The sequence below is a fragment of the Advenella sp. genome, assembly GCF_052108595.1.
Lineage (GTDB): Bacteria > Pseudomonadota > Gammaproteobacteria > Burkholderiales > Burkholderiaceae_B > Advenella.
In genome coordinates this window covers 24,987-42,617 of sequence record NZ_JBQEAU010000019.1, presented here as the reverse complement: position 1 = coordinate 42,617, position 17,631 = coordinate 24,987, and the positions used below count along the sequence as shown (strand labels likewise).

The window sequence follows — 17,631 nt, the reverse complement described above, 5'->3', positions numbered from 1 at the left end:
CGCCAAGCTGCTCCATAATGTGCTTGGCCACTTCCGGTCCGGCGCCTTTGGCCTCGCCTGTGGGATCGACAAAGCCGTAGGGTATTTCGTTGGCAACTGCAATCCGTACCACGCCTTTGTCTTTAATTTCCTGCAACGTGGCAGCTGACGCAACTGTACTAAAAGCCGCAGCGGTTGCTACAGCGAGAGCCAGCAGGGTTCGAGTTTTGAGCACTCTATTCATCGTTCTACTCCCCTTGAAGTTGATTTATCCTGAAGTTTTTATCTGGAAATAGTCCTGATAAAAATTGCATTTGAAATAACTTTCAAACGCAGCATACAGCACATTTTCATGCATAAAATTCATCGCATGAAGAGTGTGTTTTCTGCGCTAGCGGTTATCGCTTCATCTATAGAAGTAACATAGATAAACGGTACTGCACAACCGCAATACATTAATTTCGATATATTCGTTACATTCGAAAATGCGTCATTTAGATGAAATATATGCATGGAAAACCCTAGGTTTATTTCAACTGAAATAAATTTTCTAAATGAAAACCCCATTGTCATGCAATTTTATAATCGTCATAAAAACAGGTTATTCTTGTCAATCAGACACCAGCCTGTACGGGTTATTTCGACCATTCACTAATCATTCGATAAGTGTTTTATCCTGATCCGAATCCATCCAATCATGGGGTAATCTGGGTCAATTGAAATTTTCTCATGTGACACAAATTGGAAATTTATTCATACAAAAAGTTACACCCATGCGATGCACAGAGCGACGCAATGACGTCTAATAAATTGAAACGCTATATCCCGGCGCGCCATCAATTTTTCTGCTGGAAGCACTAGTCAGCCATAAATATTTCATATGCAATGGCCGTGATGTTGGTAATGTTGGCGATAGGCGTGATGCTGGCGTAGCCCCCATAGATGCGCCAAAGGCGCCACACTTGCGGCCCCTGCTGTCACGACAGGAGAAGTTTATGCCGAACCGGGTCGTGTCATGCAATAAAAACAGGGACACCAGCCTCGGTCAGTCCTTGACCCTACCGATTGCTGCAGCCTGCTGCCAGGTTTTCAACAATTGCCTGAGCGTGTCAAGCGCCTGTGGATTCATCGGCCATGCAGAGGGTGGTCGGGTCGCACCACAATGTTGGCCCAAAAGTTGCAATGCAGTCTTCACCACAGTCGCATTGGCGCCGTTATGTGCTTCCGCCCGCTATTGCTCGCAGGGCAGCATCTGCACTATCAGCTGATTTGCCGCTGGTAAATGATTCGCCGCCCAACCAGGTCCAGGATAATCGTAAAATAGCCGATTGAACGCCAGAATACTTTAGACAACCTATCACTCATGCCAGCAGAAACCAGTAAAAGTGCGACTCCCGGCCACACCCCCATGATGCAGCAGTACCTGCGCCTTAAGCTTGAGGCCGGGTCTGTACTGCTGTTCTATCGTATGGGAGATTTTTATGAAATGTTCTATGACGATGCCGAGCAGGCCGCCAGACTGCTGAATCTGACGCTCACCAAGCGGGGAAACTCAAATGGCCAGCCTATTCCCATGGCAGGCGTTCCGGTGCATGCCATGGAAACCTATCTGGCGCGCCTGGTGGCACTGGGTGAATCGGTGGCAATCTGCGAGCAGATCGGCGATCCGGCAACAAGCAAGGGACCCGTTGAACGCAAGATCGTGCGCATTGTTACGCCTGGCACGCTGACCGACGAAACCCTGTTGCCTTCTAAGCTGGACCGGCCGCTGCTGTCTATCTTTCTGCCGCCCAAAGGCAAGGCGCCAAAATACGGGCTGGCATGGCTCAACCTGGCCAGCGGTCAATTCAAAGTCACGCAATGCGACAAGGAAGCCCTGGACTCGGAAATCCACCGTATCGCTCCGGCGGAAATCGTGCACGCTGACTCCTTTGCCCTCGAAACCAAATTCGGCGGCTCGATCAGCCATACTGCCGACTGGCACTATGACCTGAATGACGCCAACGCCCTGCTTTGCCAGCATTTTCAGATCGACTCGCTTGGCAGCTTCGGCATGGCCGATATGCCTGCCGCCATTTGCGCGGCCGGCGCGCTGCTGCGCTACGTCGAACGCACGCAAACGCAATCGCTGTCGCACGTCCAGCACATCATGGTGGATCACGCGCTGGATTATCTGGTCCTTGACCCGGTCACACGCAAAAACCTGGAAATTACCGAAACCATCAGCGGAGAGAGCCGGCCCACCCTGTTCTCTTTGCTGGACCACTGCGAAACACCCATGGGCAGTCGCAAGCTGCGTCACTGGCTGCACCACCCCCCTGCGCTCCAATAGCCAGATCAACGCACGCCAGACTGCTGTTGCGGCCGTGCTGACCGGACGTCCCGACGGGCCCGTGCATCCCCATATCGCATTGGATAACCTGCGTACAGAACTCAATGCGTTTCCCGATCTTGAGCGTATCGCAACACGAATCGCCTTGCGTTCGGTGCGGCCCCGCGAGCTTGCCAGCCTGCGCGATGCGCTGGCCCGGCTGCCCCAGTTGCAGACTGTTTTGCGCGACCAGCATGCCAATGCAGAACGCCTTGACGTACTCAACGACGAACTGACCCTTGATGCGAGCTTGCACGCGGCGCTACAGGCCGGCGTCGCGGCGGAACCGGCCGCGATGATCCGCGACGGCGGCGTGATCGCGCCCGGGTTTGACGCCGAGCTCGATGAGCTGCGTACCCTGGCCAGCGACAGCGGCGCCTTTCTGGTAGAACTGGAGGCCAGGGAGCGCCAGCGCAGTGGCATTGCCAATCTACGCGTGGAGTTCAATCGTGTTCACGGATTTTTCATTGAAGTATCCAAGGGCCAGGTCGACAAAGTGCCCGAGGACTACCGCCGCCGCCAGACGCTCAAGAATGTCGAACGTTATATTACGCCGGAGCTAAAAGGATTCGAAGACAAGGTACTGTCGGCACGCGACCGGGCGTTATCGCGCGAAAAATGGCTATACGAGCAACTACTCGATACCATGCAGGCTTGGGTGACTCCCCTGCAGCGTTGCGCGCAGGCCATTGCCGAACTGGACGTCTATCTTGCGCTGGCCAGTCATGCCAGGGATAACGAATGGGTAGCGCCGCAACTGGTCGAACACCCGTTGATCGATATCGAGGCCGGCCGCCACCCGGTGGTCGAGCATACGATTGAGCAATTCACGCCCAACAGCTGTCTGATGGACAATGACAGACGCATGTTGCTCATTACCGGCCCCAATATGGGTGGTAAATCAACCTACATGCGCCAGACGGCCCTGATCGTACTGCTGGCGCGCATGGGCAGTTTTGTGCCGGCCGCTGCCGCCACAATCGGCGTGATTGACCGCATTTTCACCCGTATTGGTGCTGCCGACGATCTGGCAGGCGGCCAATCGACCTTCATGATGGAGATGACAGAGGCTGCCACCATCCTGGCTGCCAGCACACCCAACAGCCTCGTGCTGATGGATGAGATAGGCCGAGGCACGTCTACCTATGACGGTCTGTCGCTGGCATGGGCCATTGCCTGCCGGTTGCTGGACCACAATCATGCGCTGACACTGTTTGCCACCCATTATTTTGAAATTACCCGGCTGCCCGACCTGAACCCGTCAGCGATCAATGTGCATCTTGCCGCCACCGAAGCTGCCAGTGGCATTGTGTTTCTGCATGAAGTTCAGGAAGGACCGGCCAGTCGCAGCTACGGTATCCAGGTCGCGCAACGGGCAGGCCTGCCCGTTGCAGTCATTCGCCAAGCCAAGCGGGAACTGGATCGCCTGGAAAGCCAGGCAGGCGACATCTCACAGCTTAATCTTTTTACTGCGACGCACGAGACCGATGACCAGCAGAGCGACAATGCGCTTGAGCTTACCGCCTTTCGCGACGCCCTGCATGAACTGGATCCCGATAATATGAGTCCACGCGAAGCGCTGGACGCCCTGTACAAATTGCATAACCGCTTTGGCGGAGAATCATGACATCCATTGACATTCACGCACCCATGACATTGCTGGGTGGACGTAGCCCCGCCGAATTTATGCGGACTTACTGGCAAAAGAAACCGCTGCTGATCAGACAGGCCATTCCTGGTTTCAGTAGTCCCGTACCCCCTGCCGGGCTGAAGAAACTGGCAAAACGCGATGATGTCGAATCACGCCTGATCTGGCAGGAAAATGACGAATGGCACATGGAAAATGGTCCGTTCGCACGCTTTCCCAAGGTGGCAGAACCCAATTGGTCTTTGCTGGTGCAAAGCGTGGATCTGCATGACGATGCAACCGCAGCCCTGATGCAGCAATTTCGGTTTGTTCCGGATGCGCGGCTGGACGATATCATGATCAGCCTGGCCTCCCGCAACGGCGGTGTCGGCCCGCATTTTGACAGCTACGACGTTTTCCTGCTCCAGGGGCGCGGACAGCGACGCTGGCGCATCAGCCAGCAGAAAGACCTGTCGCTGGTTCCCGATATTGCCTGCAAGATTTTGCAGCATTTTGAACCTGAAGAAGCGTTTGTGCTGGAGCCGGGCGATATGCTCTATCTGCCACCGCATATTGCACACGATGGCATCTCGGAGTCGGACGAGTGCATTACTGTTTCTATCGGTTTTCGTGCCCCGTCCCTGGCCGTTCTTGCGCGCGGGCTGCTGGAGGTTGCCGCCGATCAGTTGAGCGCGCGTAATGGACTGGGCTTTGGCCCCTACTCCACGCCTGCATTACCGGGACCAGACCTCTCGGGCATATTCCAGGATAAACGTTTGGCACCCACCGCAGAACCGGCCGCCCTGCCTGATGAACTGATCGACAGCGCACTGGCTGCTGTACAGAAAATTGCGTTCACTGAGCGCATGGCGGCACGCTTTCTGGGCTGCTGGCTGACCGAACCAAACTCCCTCACTGTCTTTCCGATTGCCCAAGAGATGGTCGATCTTGAAGACGTGATCAACGGCAATGGCAACCTCGTGCTGGATCGCCGCAGCCGCATGGTCTATCGGGGCGCAGACTTGTTCATCAACGGCGAAGCCCTGGAATTGAGAACCAACGCCACGCTTAAAAAATTCGCCGACACGCGTGTATTGACCTGCGCCGACCTGAAAAAAGCCAATGCTGCAACGCTCACGCTATTGCAGGAATGGCTGGATGACGGCTGGGTTATTGCGCAATAGCCGGACAGAAAAAAACCCGGCAATCGCCTGCCGGGTCTTCTGAACTTCAAAACACTATTGTGGACTGCAGTCAGATTACATTCTCTCGGCCAGTACCGTCAGAATGCGACGCGCGGTCGCGCTGTTATCTGTCTGGCCCTGTTCGTTGCGTACAGTCACAACAGACTGGCTGGCTTCGGAAGTAACCACAATCGTGTAGGGCAACGGCGTCAGGTTGCCTTTATCGCCCCACAGCCGGCTGATAAAGTTGGATGCCTGGCGCTTCTCGCCGGTGTCGGTATCCAGGTAACGGACTGCATAGGTGCCGGCCTGCGGGTCACTATTATCCACTGTGAAACCGGCAGAATTGATCGCAGCGCCCACCTGATTGTAGGCCTGGCTTTGGCCCATTTGCAGTGGCAATGCGGCAACATCGGCCATCACGACCGGATGGGTTGGCGCGGCAGCCGCTGCAGCGCTTTGACGCACCTGTGCTTCAGCCTGCTGCTTGGTCGCCCCCAGGAAAACCATCAGGCGCGACAGCATCGCGGCGTTCAGACCCGGATCTTCCTTGGCAGGCAGCCATTTGAATGTTGTACCATCGCGATCCATGGGTGTTTCGACCATGCGTTCGTGATTGATGAACACCAACGTTTTGCCATTTGAGCGTTCCAGACGCGTACGGAAGCGTTCACGCTCGCCGCTGTCTTCAACCATATTGATAATGGCGCCCAATGCCCGGTTAAGCAGATTGCCAGGAATTTTTGCACGATTTTCGGCCCAGTCGGTTTCAATCAGTCCGGCTTGAGGATTATCGCGATTGATCGTAAAGCCTGAATCGACCCAGAAGTCGATCAGTTTAGGATAGACACTCCCCGCTTCCTGGCTCACTTCCAGCCAGCGGTTGGCGCCGGAACTCTGGATTTTCAGTCCGGGGGTTTCAGGCAAGACCGACGCACCGGATGCAGCATTGCGATTGGCCTGGGCCACTGCCTTATTATATTCGTTGGCCGATGCATAGCCGCCTGGTGACTTGTACGCCGGATTAATCTGTGACGACGACAGATCAGGCGGCAGGCTTAGCGGGTCACCTCTTACGGTACTTTTGTAGTCGACCTGTTCGGTCTCACCCATGACTTCGTCCATGACATTACATCCCGCCAGAAGGGTGAGTGACAGTAAACCAGATACTGCAAGAAAGCGTGCATTCATACGCATATTCTCAATCCTATATTATTTGACCAGCCCGAGATCTTTCAGGGCAGTCAGAACAGTTTCATGATGCTGGGCGCCCAGATCACACATTGGGAGCCGATACCCGGCCTGGATCAGGCCCATTTGCACAAGCGCCCACTTGACCGGAATGGGGTTGGCTTCGACAAATAGCACTTTATTGACACCTGCCAGTTTCGCATTAAGTTCACGAGTCCGCGGCACATCGCCAGACCGTGCGGCTACACAAAGTTCGTGCATCAGCGCGGGAGCTATGTTGGCCGTGACCGAAATATTTCCATTACCACCCAACAGAATCAGTGCCGCTGCAGTGGGGTCATCGCCACTGAAAACCTGAAAGTACTCTGGTTTGTCCCGAAGCAAGAGGCCCAGACGGGCAATATCAGCAGTGGCATCCTTGATGCCGATAATTCCCTGCACTTGCGCCAGTCGCAATATCGTATCGTTGGACAAATCCGCAACGGTGCGACCGGGCACATTGTACAGCATGATGGGCAGGCCGCCTTCGCGGGCAATAGCCTCAAAATGACGGAACAGGCCTTCCTGGGTGGGCTTGTTGTAGTAGGGCACAACCGACAGACCCGCATCAGCCCCCACTTCCCTGGCTTTTTTGGTCAGATGAATGGCTTCTGCAGTAGAGTTTGCGCCTACCCCGGCAATCACCGGGATTCGTCCGGCCGTATGCTCTACCGCCACCCGGATAAGATCGGTGTGTTCGCTCACATCTACTGTGGGCGATTCGCCGGAAGTGCCCACAACAACCAGACCGTCAGATCCTTCCTGGATATGCCAGTCGATCAGCTTCTTGTATGCGTCGTAATCTATATCCCCATTGGGTTGCATTGGAGTCACAAGGGCAGGAAAACTGCCGGTGAATACAGGATACGAAGAACTGTCGACCGCCATGATAGAAACGTCCAGAAAAGGTTGATATTAAATGCCTAGCATATAGCTAATTCGGTAGTTTAATTGAAATGCATAAAATTAAGAGAAAATTTAATGACAATCCCGTAAAACACGTTTCAATCGGCATCTGTCGCTGGCAGGCAGTCAGATTCGACCGGGCCGTTTGGCCGGTAGCGTGGCAGTTTACATCCGGATACGCAAACTCACTCAGGCAGGCCAATGGTTGTCGGATCCCCTGAGCCCCTGCGGAGAATGGTGGGCGTCGCCGTCGTCAGATCAATGACTGTGGTCGGCTGGGTCGGGCAGGCACCGCTGGCAATCACCCCGGCCAACGCGTGGCCGTAACGATCGGTAATTTCATCCGGATCGTTTAGCGGCATGTCTTCACCTTCAGGAATCAGGGAGGTTGACAGCAACGGCGTGCCCAGCTCCTCAATCAGCATCAAGGTGACCGGATGGTCTGGCACACGAATGCCAATGGTTTTCCGGGAAGGATGCGAGACCCGCCGCGGCACGTCCTTGGTGGCCTCCAGAATGAATGTCCAGGGGCCGGGGGTCGCGTTTTTCAGCAAACGATATTGCGCATTGTCGACTTTGGCGAATTTGGCGATTTCCGCCAGATCGCGCACCAGCAGCGTTAGATGATGGCGTTCGTCCAGACCGCGCAGGCGGCGCAAGCCATCGGCCGCCGTCTTGTCGTCCAGACGAGCCACCAGTGCATAACTGGAATCGGTGGGTATGGCCAGTAACCGGCCGTTATCCAGCAATTGTGCGGCCTGTTTGAGCAGGCGTGGCTGCGGGTTAACCGGGTGTACATCAAAAAGTATGGACATAATTATTATTTCACTCTGTGGCTGGCTGTGCACCTATTGTAGCGAATTGAGTGACACATGGTGCGGGTTCGGGTTAGAATCACGGGCTGGATTGTCTCCGTAGCTCAACTGGATAGAGCACCCGCCTTCTAAGCGGGTGGTTGTGGGTTCAAGTCCCGCCGGAGGCACCATATTTGCCTGGCTAGCTTAAAAATTCCAGCATAAACCTGCACGCCCATAATTTTCAAGCCATTGCGCGGTGCCACTGCGGTGCCCAACAATGTCCAAATAATAACCTCATATGGGTACAACGCAATACGCAAAATGACACAATTTTGCACCTGGATGCCAAATTTGAGCGCCCTGGCGCATATCTGGTGCGCGTGGCCCCTGTTGCCATACTTAAACAAAAAAGAACGTTTGGCAAAGACCATTGCTCAGCCGATGCAATAAGCCGTTAGGCCAATGGCGTAAAAAAAGATCGTGGCAGGCTCGCAATTGCGCCGGACCACGATCTATAGACAAAAACAGTGTCGTTCTGAGTCGAACTGCGCTGCTACCTGCGTTTTCCTGTCATTCGGAAGCGGGCAATGCCTTCGCAGATCCGCCTGCGACCGTTGATTTGACACGTTTATAAACAATGAAGGCGATGATCACGAATATGATTGACATACACACCGAACTGATCGGCCTTGTCATAAAGGTGCTCATATCACCGCGTGACAACAATAACGCACGTCGGAAGTTCTCTTCCAGCATAGGGCCCAGTACAAAGCCAAGCAACAAAGGAGCAGGTTGGAATTTGAGCCGGGCGAGCAAATACCCAAACATGCCAATAACAAGCACGGCCACGACATCAAAAAGATTATTGTTGGTACTGTACACACCAATACTGATCAGGAAAAGCACGGTCGGATAGATCAGACGGTAAGGCACGGAAAGCAGCTTTACCCATACGCCGATAAGCGGAATGTTCAAGATCAAAAGCAGCAGATTTCCTGTGGCAAAGCTGATCAGCAGACCCCAGAACAACTCCGGATGCTCGACCATCATTTGTGGCCCCGGCTGAATGTTCTGAATCATTAAGGCTCCAAGCATCAGAGCCATCACGGCATCTCCAGGAATCCCCAATGTCAGGGTAGGAATAAATGCTGTGATCGCCGCAGAACTATTGGCCGCCTCAGGTCCGGCGACGCCTTCGATAGCGCCTTTGCCAAACCTCTGCGGGGTCTTCGATGATTTTTTTTCAATGGCGTAGGACATGAACGAAGCAATTGTCCCCCCCGCGCCGGGAAGAATGCCCAGAACGCCACCCAGCACCGAACCGCGCCCAATAGCAGGCATGGATTGTTTGATCTCACCTTTGGCTGGCCGTATGGCGCTGCCAGTAATCTTTGATTCTGAAATGACGGACCCCTGGCCAATCTTGCCTGCATTTGCCAGAACATCTGTGATACCAAATAGCCCCATGGCCAGCGTAACCAACGCAATTCCGTCCTGCAGTTCGGGAATGCCGAAATCAAATCGTGCAACCCCGCTATTGACATCAGTGCCGATGACGCCAATAGCCAGACCAATCACCACCGAAGCAATACCTTTGACGGGAGACCCGGTCGACAAGGTCGCTGCAGCCAATAATCCCAATGCCATGAGAGAAAAATACTCAGCAGGACCGAATAAAAAGGCAACATCAGTCAACATCGGGCTGAAAAACAGCATCAAAACAATGCCGGTCATGACGCCAATGAATGAAGCAAACATGGCGATGAACAAGGCAGACCCACCACGTCCCTGTTTTGCCATTGGGTTGCCGTCCACACACACGACTGCGTGAGAAGCCGTGCCAGGCAAATTGAGCAAGATCGAGGTTGCGGCACCACCAAAACTGGTGCCGTAATAAATTCCTGCCAGCATCATTAATGCAGCGGCTGGCTCCAAAGTATACGTCAGTGGCAATAGCATGGAAATCGCAGCCAGCGCTCCGATACCAGGCAATACGCCTATCAGATTACCAACGAAGACGCCAAGAAATGAATACAGTAAATTATGCAGGGAAAAAGCGGTGGTAATACCCAGAATTAAGTTATCTAACATCCGTTAACCCCACACAAATAATGGAAACTGTATTTGCATTCCATAATAGAATATGCCCACCGCAGCGATCGTCACGCAGGCCGCAAGTGCGAGCGCAACCTGTATGGAATTGTTCCTGTCACCTAATGCTGAAATAAAAATCAGCGCGAACGTTGCCGGCACCAGTCCGCCATATTGGCCAAGAATAATAAAACACAGCACTCCTCCTACGACGCATAGCCATGGCCGCACCGCAAGCCCGGACATTGACGCCCCATCACCGGAAGTATCTGAAGATGACGGCGTGGCCGCGATCAGCACCCCTATTCCAATAAGCAATAGGCCGAGCAGCAGTGGAAAGTAACCAGGACCCATTCGGGCCAGGGACCCGATCCCATATTGCATCCCTCCCAAAGCAACGCCTATGCCCAGCAAAAGCAAAAGCCCCGCCGAAAGCAAATCACTCCTATTTTGTTTCATGACTTTTCACCTTGATCATTGTCTTCTCTCGTATTCATATGTCTGCCAAGCTGGCCGCTGTTTTTGTAAAGAGCAATACTAAACTGGCTAAAAATATTTTTCATGACCAGGTTCTGACCATTTGGTCATACTACTGTTCAGCGATCGATTTGTTGGACATAATGGATCAAGCGAAAAGGGACCACGACGACAATACGTTCCCAAAAAAACCTGCCTCCTGAATCAGTTTTCCATGAAAGGTAAAAAATGTTGCGCTGCTTGATTATTGAAGATGATCACGAAATTGCTCACTATATTGCCAATACTCTGCGTGAACAAAACCACCTGGCTTTCATCTGTGATAACGGATTGGACGGACTGCTTACCGCGCAGCAAAAAACCTGGGATATTATCCTTCTTGATTTGACTTTACCCAATGGAATCAATGGCCTGTCGATTCTTACAAGCTTAAGGCAAGCGGGAGATAAAACGCCGGTGATCGTACAGAGCTCGCTGGCGCTTATAAATCACCGTGTTGAAGGACTAAAGGCGGGGGCCGACGACTATTTGGCAAAGCCATTTTCCATGACCGAATTGATCGCTCGGATAGACGCGATCGTTCGTCGCGTACACCGCGACTCGACTCAGTTTGATCTATCAGTAGGCGATATCAAGATAAACCTGCAAACCATGCAAGTTGAAAAGTCAGGAAAAAAAATCAATCTTCCCTCATTTGAATTCAAACTGCTTTCGTATTTGATAATAAATGCAGAGAACGTCGTAACAATAGGCATGTTAAGCCAGGCTATTTGGCCATATTCTTTTTCGCCGCCCCCCAACTTGATCGATCAGCACGTAAACCACTTGCGGGACCGGCTCGAGGACCACTCGGCCAATCCGCTCATAAGAAAAAGCGGCGATCGGGGTTACCTGCTGACCACCAGACAGGACTGAGCAAATGCCAAGCCATTGCCGATATTTTGTCAATGCGCTATCCTGCCTGTCCATCATGATGGTAACAACAATAGACTAAACAACGCACCCGTTCGCAATAAGCCGAACCAGCTTGACGCTGGTCGTTCCTCGTTGAGCGCCGGGCATGCAGCCTGAGCAAGGCTTACCCGTTTCGTCCTGCCGATCAGGATCATCAGAACGTACCAATGGCTAACTGTCCCGATATTTAGAATTTACGCCATTTGCACAAGCCAATAGCGACGACGGCCTGATTGCCGATACACTACAGACGCGAACAGCGCAAGCAATCCGAGTACCGTCACACGACAATTACAATTCGTAAATCATATCCAGACACAAAGGAGCACGCATATGGGACCGAAACAACAGCATGATTTAACTGATCTGAAAACCAATCAACGTACCAGCTTGTCTGTGGGCAAGGCGGCCAATCGCCGGAACTTTCTTGTCGCTGCCTCAGCAACTGCAGCCACCTTGCTCACCTCTACCATTGCCCTGAAGCCAGCCGCGGCCCGAGAATTTGGGCGGCATACAGCGCCCATTCGTTATCCGGACCCAGATATTGTGGTGCTCGACAAACGCTTCAAATACAAACTGGGCAATGCGGCCATTATGCGCTTGCATACCGGCATGCAGTGGGCCGAAGGCCCGGCCTGGAATGCGGTCGGCCGCTATCTGGTATGGAGCGATATTCCCAATAATGAACAATTGCGCTGGTCCGAAGAGGACGGGCATGTAGGCCGTCGCTTTCGCTCGCCTTCAGGCAATTCGAACGGCAACACCTTCGACTTCCAGGGCCGGCAGCTGTCCTGCGAACATGATACGCGTCGCGTTGTACGTTACGAGCACAATGGCCAGGTGACTGTGCTTGCAGACAGTTTCGATAATAAAGAACTGAATGCACCGAACGATATCGTGGTGCATCCGAATGACGGTTCGATCTGGTTTACCGATCCGGGCTATGGCGCCCTGATGGAATATGAAGGCAACCGGCATCCGGCCAGCGCCGATTCGGCCAGCCCGATCCAGAAGGAAGCCGTCTATCGGATTGACGCGCAAACCGGCGCCATCACCAAAGTAGCCGATCAGCCGTTCAAACCCAACGGACTGTGCTTCAGTCAGGACTACCGCAAGCTTTATGTCGCCGATACGGGAAACTCACACTATCCCTCGGCAAAGAATCAGATCTGGGTCTTTGATATAGACGGCGCCAAACTGACGAACCCGCGCACCTTTGCGACCATGGAATTCGAAGGCAAGTCAGGCTCGGCTGACGGGATCCGCTGCGATGAGGACGGCAATATCTGGGCCAGCGCCGGCTGGGGCGGCGACGGTTACGACGGCGTGCATATTTTTGCGCCTGATGGCGTGCGCATCGGACAAATCCGGCTGCCGGAAATCTGCTCCAACGTATGTTTTGGCGGCGCCAAGCGCAATCGCCTTTTCATGACGGCCAGCCAGTCGCTGTACGCCGTTTATGTGGAGACACGGGGCGCGCATATTACATAAAACCCCATCGAGCGCAACGGGCCGGCAATGCTTCAGAAATGTAAAAAAAACCGCAAGCCATTGAAGCGCAACGCCGGACCGACTATTGTTATTGCGACCCACTTGGCATGGCATCAGGCGAAAACGGCGCGACTGCCTGATGCATCTTTGCGCGGATGACTGATTTGCGCTTGATACTACTTACCGGAGATTGAAATGATCAGCTATACCATGGTAGGAACCAATGACCTGGAACAATCTATCCGCTTCTATGACCCCCTGTTTGCTCAAATGGGGTTGGAACAATGTTTCAGGGATGACAGTTGTGTTTCCTGGGGTAAAAGATCGGATATTACTTTCCCGCGTTTTTTTACCGGCTATCCCTATGATGGAGAAAAAGCCCACGCAGGCAATGGCGTCATGACGGCCTTCGAATTTGATAATTCGGAAATAATCGACCAGTTGTACGCCATTGCTTTAGAAAAAGGGGGCTCCAGCGAAGGCGAGCCCGGTTTTCGGCCACGTTACGCAGAGGACTTCTATGCCGCATATGTCCGCGATCCGGATAACAATAAAATTGCTTTTGTGGGGCGCCTTGCTTTAACCAAGTTTTTTTATCGAAGACATGTGTGATTAGCCGCCACAACGATCATGGAAAAACGGTGAGCCAGCAGGCCTTGAAGCACCAGCCACCATTACACATCATGGATTTTTGATTTGGGGGTGGAATACGCTTAAGGATAGCCCCCTACTTCCAGTAGCCCAATGCAGCAAAGGCACCGCTTTTTCCTTTCAACAGCCCCTTTTCTCGTTCGCTATTATGTCTGCATCTACACGGGAGCCTGAAACCGGCTTGATGTCGCTGATCCATTCGACCAGCGTCTCCAACAACGGCGATTGCACCGAATCTGCAGTAAACAGACTGAAGCGAACCGTCGGCAACGGCGGCAAACCCAGCGCGTCGTCCGCAATGACCAGATCGGCTGTCATCTGGCTTTGCGTCATGGGTGCGATTGCAAAGCCAGATCGCACAGCACAACGCATACTCTCAAAACTGCTGCACACCATCGCAATTTTCGAAGCCATCCCAACCCTGGCCAGCTCGGCGAGCGCTACCTGCCGATAGGGACACGGCTCAGGAAAAAACGCAAGCGGCACCGCTTTAGACCCAGTGAGCGGCAACTGTATGTGCGGGCCACAAGCCCATACCAGCGGTTCCTGCCACATTAAACGCCCACTACGGGCCGATTCACAGTGTGAACCCAGGACGATATCCAGAGCGCCATCCTGCAACTGGCCCAGCAACGTGCCCGGAATGCCCACTGTCACCGCGATATCCAATAATGGATGCAACAACAGAAAGCTGCTCAATCTGTTCAATAGCGTTGATTGAGCGAAGTCTTCTGCAATGCCTAATCTGATTCGGCCCGACGCTTTATGCCTACCCACTTCAACCAGGGCATCCCTGCCCAAGGCAAGAATGGCCCGGGCGTACACCAGCAATTTTTTTCCATCTGCTGTCAATGTCATGGACCGGGTTGTGCGTTGCATTAACTCCACCCCCAGCTGTGCCTCAAGGCGGCGAAGGTGCCCGCTGATTGCCGATTGCGTTAAATTGAGTCGACTTGCGGCGCGGCCAAACCCGCCCTCGTCGATGACGGCAACAAATGTTCTGAGTAGTACATGATCAAGCATATATTGTGATTTATTATGAATATTACAAAATTAATCAATTTGTACACTAAGTTCAATTGTGCTGCAATGGCGTTTGTATCCCTGGCCACAAATAACGGACTCACCATGACAAATCTATTGCATATTGCAGCATCGCCACGCACCGAGCGCTCCGCCTCTCGGGAGGTTGCCCAACACTTTATTACCAGTTATATGGATACCAACCCAGAGGCCACCGTGCATACAATCGATCTATGGCAGACTGCCCTGCCCGAATTCGATGAACACGCCATGGCGGCAAAATATGCAGGATTGAGCGGCACGCCATTGAGTGCCTCACAGCAGGCAGCCTGGGATGGCCTGCGGACATTAGCCTCGCATCTGCATCAGGCCGATATTGTGGTGCTCTCTGTCCCGCTTTGGAATTTCGGCATTCCCTATAAACTCAAACAACTCATTGATCTGGTTACGCAAAAAGATATTCTTTTTACCTTTGACCACAATGGTTTCAATGGAATGCTTGCCAACAAGCAAGCAGTGGTGGTTTACGCGCGCGGACTGGACTACGGCGCAGACTCCGCCACGCCGTCCAGTCGTTTTGATCTGCAAAAGCCTTATATGGAAATGTGGTTGAACTTCATTGGGATTACCGACACGCATTCGATCGTTGTCGAAAAAACCCTGTTCGGCAATGAAATCGATCACGCTGCCCGACATGCGGCGGCGACGCAAGCGGCACAACTAGGCCAGCAATTGCGAAGGTAAAACTGCGAAACAAATGTACGGGCGGCGCGCCTTGCTCCGAATGCCGACTGGAGCAAGGCGCTGACCCGCGTGCGTTGAGGATCAAATCACTGACTGCAATTGACCGCCCCTACAGGGCCGGATCCGGTGAACCCGCATACAGGGCTGTGTTCGTTGAGGTAACCAGCATTTGATATCGTTCGAACTGTGCAAGAATATCGTTGATGACCTGCGCAGAAGTCAGCCCAAGAATGTCATAACCACGACTGCCATCGGCAAACACCGTACGCGCCTGCCATTCGTGCGGATGCACCGTTTCATTACGAGCCGCGGCAGCGGTAAATGCTGCCATTTTCCTGGCCTCAGGCTGCACGCCATAGACAAAATTGCGCTTATCCGTGGCAACAACCGTAAGCCTGATCGTTTCGTCGATCGTAGTGATATCAACATCGAGCCCGCGTTTTTTGAACTCCTCGGCAACTTCATGCATTGCAGGACTGGCAACTTGTGAGATGAACCGTTGTGCATCCTCTTTTCTGGGCGTATGCATGATTGCAGACAGGCGGGTACGCCAGGAAACCTCGGAGCCGGGCGCAGGTGTCGCAATGGTCCGCCGTCGATCCAGACGATACATATCGGCTTTCATTCCTTTGAGGAGCCCCAGAACCAGCAATAGCATAATGACCGCAAAAGGCAGCGCGCTCATCAAGGTGACCGTCTGCAGCGCAGTCAATCCACCCGCAAGCAGCAGCAAGGCGGCAGTGGCACCTTCGAGAACGCACCAGTAAATCCGCTGCCAGACAGGCGAATCTTCCCTGCCTCCGGCAGCCAGTGTGTCAATGACCAAGGACCCGGAATCGGACGATGTGACGAAAAATACGGCCACAAGAATCACAGCCAAGGTTGAAGTCAGGCCAGACCAGGGCAGGAAATCAAAGAACTGAAACAACGCAACCGAGGCATCGGCGGCGACATCACGTGACAATTGGCCAGCAGCGACACCCATATCAAGGAATATGGCCGTATTGCCAAAGACGGTCATCCAGAGGAAAGTGAACGCGCTTGGCACGAGCAGCACCCCAAGGACAAACTCACGAACAGTGCGTCCCCTGGAGATGCGGGCGATAAACATCCCAACAAAAGGCGACCATGCAATCCACCAAGCCCAATAAAACAGGGTCCAGGCTTGCATCCAGTCCTGCGTGCGAAATGCCTGGGTGGTAAATGAACGGGCAAAGAAGTTGTCCAGATAGGCACCGATATTCTGCACAAAAGCATTCATCAGAAAGCTGGTCGGTCCGACAAACAACACGAACAGCATCAGCACAACGGCAACGACAAGATTGAATTCAGATAGCCTTCTGATGCCCACGTCCAATCCGCTTACAACAGACAGTGTAGCCAACGCCGTTACCACCGTAATCAGAAGAATCTGAAACCACGGCTCTTGCGGCGCCCCCAGCAGATGAGCCAGGCCGGAGTTGATCTGCAATACACCAAGGCCCATGGAGGTGGCGATACCGAAAAGTGTGCCGCATATGGCAAAGATATCCACGGCGTCGCCCATCCAGCCATTGATCCGTTTGCCAAGCAAGGGATAAAGGCCGGAGCGGACAGTGAGCGGCAGGTTATAGCGAAAGCAGAAATAGGCTAGCGATAACCCGACAACAGCATAGACTGCCCAGGCATGTAGCCCCCAGTGAAAAAAAGTAATGACTTGGGACTCTCTGGCAGCAGCGGCAGCGTCACCCACACCGGAAGGCGGGGCGGAAATGTGCTGCATGGGCTCGGCAACGGCAAAAAACATTAGGCCGATACCCATGCCGGCTGCAAACAACATGGCCATCCAGGTCAGATAAGGGTAATCCGGTTCCGAGTCATCCGGACCCAGCTTCAAGTTACCATAACGACTGAGTGCAAGATAGGCGATAGCAAAAAAGAACAAGGCTACGGCCAGAATATAGAACCAGCCAAAACTCTCGATCACAACACTTTGCATCCTGCCGAAAATTTCCTGCGCATCGGTCGGGAACAGAATTCCGATCAATAGAAACAGGGCCACGATGATCGTTGACCCCCAGAAAACTCTCGGATGTATCGTACTCTTGATTCGGAACCTCATTATCA

At 53.2% G+C, this 17,631-nt stretch carries 12 protein-coding genes, 1 tRNA gene and 2 pseudogenes; 7 read left to right on the top strand and 8 right to left on the bottom strand.

All coding sequences use genetic code 11. From position 1 onward, the window contains the following. Window positions 1-223 (bottom strand): annotated as a pseudogene (locus tag ACTIKR_RS05420) (ectoine/hydroxyectoine ABC transporter substrate-binding protein EhuB); the annotation flags it as partial. Between the two features lie 1,119 nt (window positions 224-1,342). Between ACTIKR_RS05420 and mutS the strand changes: the two are divergent. Both mutS and ACTIKR_RS05410 read left to right on the top strand, forming a co-directional pair. Further along, window positions 1,343-3,977 (top strand): annotated as a pseudogene (gene mutS / locus ACTIKR_RS05415) (DNA mismatch repair protein MutS). Beyond that, window positions 3,974-5,161: a JmjC domain-containing protein gene (locus ACTIKR_RS05410; RefSeq protein WP_442327297.1), complete on the top strand. Its 1,188-nt coding sequence runs from the start codon at window positions 3,974-3,976 to the stop codon at window positions 5,159-5,161. The pseudogene mutS and the gene ACTIKR_RS05410 overlap by 4 nt, the downstream one beginning before the upstream one ends. A gap of 75 nt (window positions 5,162-5,236) precedes the next feature. On the opposite strand, the gene bamC is transcribed toward ACTIKR_RS05410, so the two are convergent. The 3 genes from bamC to ACTIKR_RS05395 all read right to left on the bottom strand — a co-directional run bounded on the left by bamC (window position 5,237) and on the right by ACTIKR_RS05395 (window position 8,112). Then, a complete protein-coding gene (gene bamC / locus ACTIKR_RS05405; RefSeq protein ID WP_442327296.1) occupies window positions 5,237-6,358 on the bottom strand; it encodes an outer membrane protein assembly factor BamC in 1,122 nt (373 codons plus the stop codon). A gap of 15 nt (window positions 6,359-6,373) precedes the next feature. Next, on the bottom strand, window positions 6,374-7,279 hold the full coding sequence (gene dapA, locus ACTIKR_RS05400) for a 4-hydroxy-tetrahydrodipicolinate synthase (protein ID WP_193087453.1): 906 nt from the start codon (window positions 7,277-7,279) through the stop codon (window positions 6,374-6,376). A 203-nt stretch (window positions 7,280-7,482) separates the two neighbouring features. After that, window positions 7,483-8,112 (bottom strand): L-threonylcarbamoyladenylate synthase, encoded by a 630-nt coding sequence (locus ACTIKR_RS05395; protein ID WP_193087452.1) that lies wholly within the window; start codon window positions 8,110-8,112, stop codon window positions 7,483-7,485. 93 nt (window positions 8,113-8,205) lie between these two features. Here ACTIKR_RS05395 and ACTIKR_RS05390 point away from each other — a divergent pair. Beyond that, a tRNA-Arg gene (locus tag ACTIKR_RS05390) sits at window positions 8,206-8,282 on the top strand. Window positions 8,283-8,664: 382 nt separating this feature from the next. On the opposite strand, the gene ACTIKR_RS05385 is transcribed toward ACTIKR_RS05390, so the two are convergent. After that, complete coding sequence (locus tag ACTIKR_RS05385) at window positions 8,665-10,185, bottom strand: tripartite tricarboxylate transporter permease (protein WP_442327295.1); 1,521 nt, start codon at window positions 10,183-10,185, stop codon at window positions 8,665-8,667. Window positions 10,186-10,188: 3 nt separating this feature from the next. Next, window positions 10,189-10,644 (bottom strand): tripartite tricarboxylate transporter TctB family protein, encoded by a 456-nt coding sequence (locus ACTIKR_RS05380; protein ID WP_193087450.1) that lies wholly within the window; start codon window positions 10,642-10,644, stop codon window positions 10,189-10,191. 246 nt (window positions 10,645-10,890) lie between these two features. Between ACTIKR_RS05380 and ACTIKR_RS05375 the strand changes: the two genes are divergently transcribed. The 3 genes from ACTIKR_RS05375 (at window position 10,891) to ACTIKR_RS05365 (ending at window position 13,719) form a co-directional block, all read left to right on the top strand. Then, complete coding sequence (locus tag ACTIKR_RS05375; protein ID WP_442327294.1) at window positions 10,891-11,577, top strand: response regulator transcription factor; 687 nt, start codon at window positions 10,891-10,893, stop codon at window positions 11,575-11,577. 372 nt (window positions 11,578-11,949) lie between these two features. Continuing rightward, the gene (locus ACTIKR_RS05370; protein WP_226816482.1) at window positions 11,950-13,107 is read left to right on the top strand and encodes an SMP-30/gluconolactonase/LRE family protein; all 1,158 of its coding nucleotides are present in this window, start codon (window positions 11,950-11,952) and stop codon (window positions 13,105-13,107) included. 195 nt (window positions 13,108-13,302) lie between these two features. Beyond that, window positions 13,303-13,719 (top strand): VOC family protein, encoded by a 417-nt coding sequence (locus tag ACTIKR_RS05365; protein WP_442327293.1) that lies wholly within the window; start codon window positions 13,303-13,305, stop codon window positions 13,717-13,719. Window positions 13,720-13,878: 159 nt separating this feature from the next. Here ACTIKR_RS05365 and ACTIKR_RS05360 read toward each other — a convergent pair whose 3' ends face one another. After that, window positions 13,879-14,781 (bottom strand): LysR substrate-binding domain-containing protein, encoded by a 903-nt coding sequence (locus tag ACTIKR_RS05360; protein WP_442327292.1) that lies wholly within the window; start codon window positions 14,779-14,781, stop codon window positions 13,879-13,881. Between the two features lie 105 nt (window positions 14,782-14,886). Between ACTIKR_RS05360 and ACTIKR_RS05355 the strand changes: the two genes are divergently transcribed. Continuing rightward, window positions 14,887-15,525, top strand: coding sequence for an FMN-dependent NADH-azoreductase (locus ACTIKR_RS05355; protein ID WP_442327291.1), 639 nt, complete (start codon window positions 14,887-14,889; stop codon window positions 15,523-15,525). Between the two features lie 109 nt (window positions 15,526-15,634). Here ACTIKR_RS05355 and ACTIKR_RS05350 read toward each other — a convergent pair whose 3' ends face one another. Then, window positions 15,635-17,626, bottom strand: a complete 1,992-nt coding sequence (locus ACTIKR_RS05350; RefSeq protein ID WP_442327290.1) for a BCCT family transporter — start codon at window positions 17,624-17,626, stop codon at window positions 15,635-15,637. Window positions 17,627-17,631 lie beyond the last annotated feature (5 nt).

What these genes read in the sequence shown, in the direction of transcription:
- ACTIKR_RS05370 (WP_226816482.1), top strand. Translation starts at nt 11,950, where the DNA reads ATGGGACCGAAACAACAGCATGATTTAACTGATCTGAAAACCAATCAA.
- ACTIKR_RS05410 (WP_442327297.1), top strand. Translation starts at nt 3,974, where the DNA reads ATGACATCCATTGACATTCACGCACCCATGACATTGCTGGGTGGACGT.
- ACTIKR_RS05385 (WP_442327295.1), bottom strand. Translation starts at nt 10,185, where the DNA reads ATGTTAGATAACTTAATTCTGGGTATTACCACCGCTTTTTCCCTGCAT.
- ACTIKR_RS05365 (WP_442327293.1), top strand. Translation starts at nt 13,303, where the DNA reads ATGATCAGCTATACCATGGTAGGAACCAATGACCTGGAACAATCTATC.
- ACTIKR_RS05375 (WP_442327294.1), top strand. Translation starts at nt 10,891, where the DNA reads ATGTTGCGCTGCTTGATTATTGAAGATGATCACGAAATTGCTCACTAT.
- ACTIKR_RS05360 (WP_442327292.1), bottom strand. Translation starts at nt 14,781, where the DNA reads ATGCTTGATCATGTACTACTCAGAACATTTGTTGCCGTCATCGACGAG.
- ACTIKR_RS05395 (WP_193087452.1), bottom strand. Translation starts at nt 8,112, where the DNA reads ATGTCCATACTTTTTGATGTACACCCGGTTAACCCGCAGCCACGCCTG.
- ACTIKR_RS05380 (WP_193087450.1), bottom strand. Translation starts at nt 10,644, where the DNA reads ATGAAACAAAATAGGAGTGATTTGCTTTCGGCGGGGCTTTTGCTTTTG.
- bamC (WP_442327296.1), bottom strand. Translation starts at nt 6,358, where the DNA reads ATGCGTATGAATGCACGCTTTCTTGCAGTATCTGGTTTACTGTCACTC.
- ACTIKR_RS05355 (WP_442327291.1), top strand. Translation starts at nt 14,887, where the DNA reads ATGACAAATCTATTGCATATTGCAGCATCGCCACGCACCGAGCGCTCC.
- dapA (WP_193087453.1), bottom strand. Translation starts at nt 7,279, where the DNA reads ATGGCGGTCGACAGTTCTTCGTATCCTGTATTCACCGGCAGTTTTCCT.
- ACTIKR_RS05350 (WP_442327290.1), bottom strand. Translation starts at nt 17,626, where the DNA reads ATGAGGTTCCGAATCAAGAGTACGATACATCCGAGAGTTTTCTGGGGG.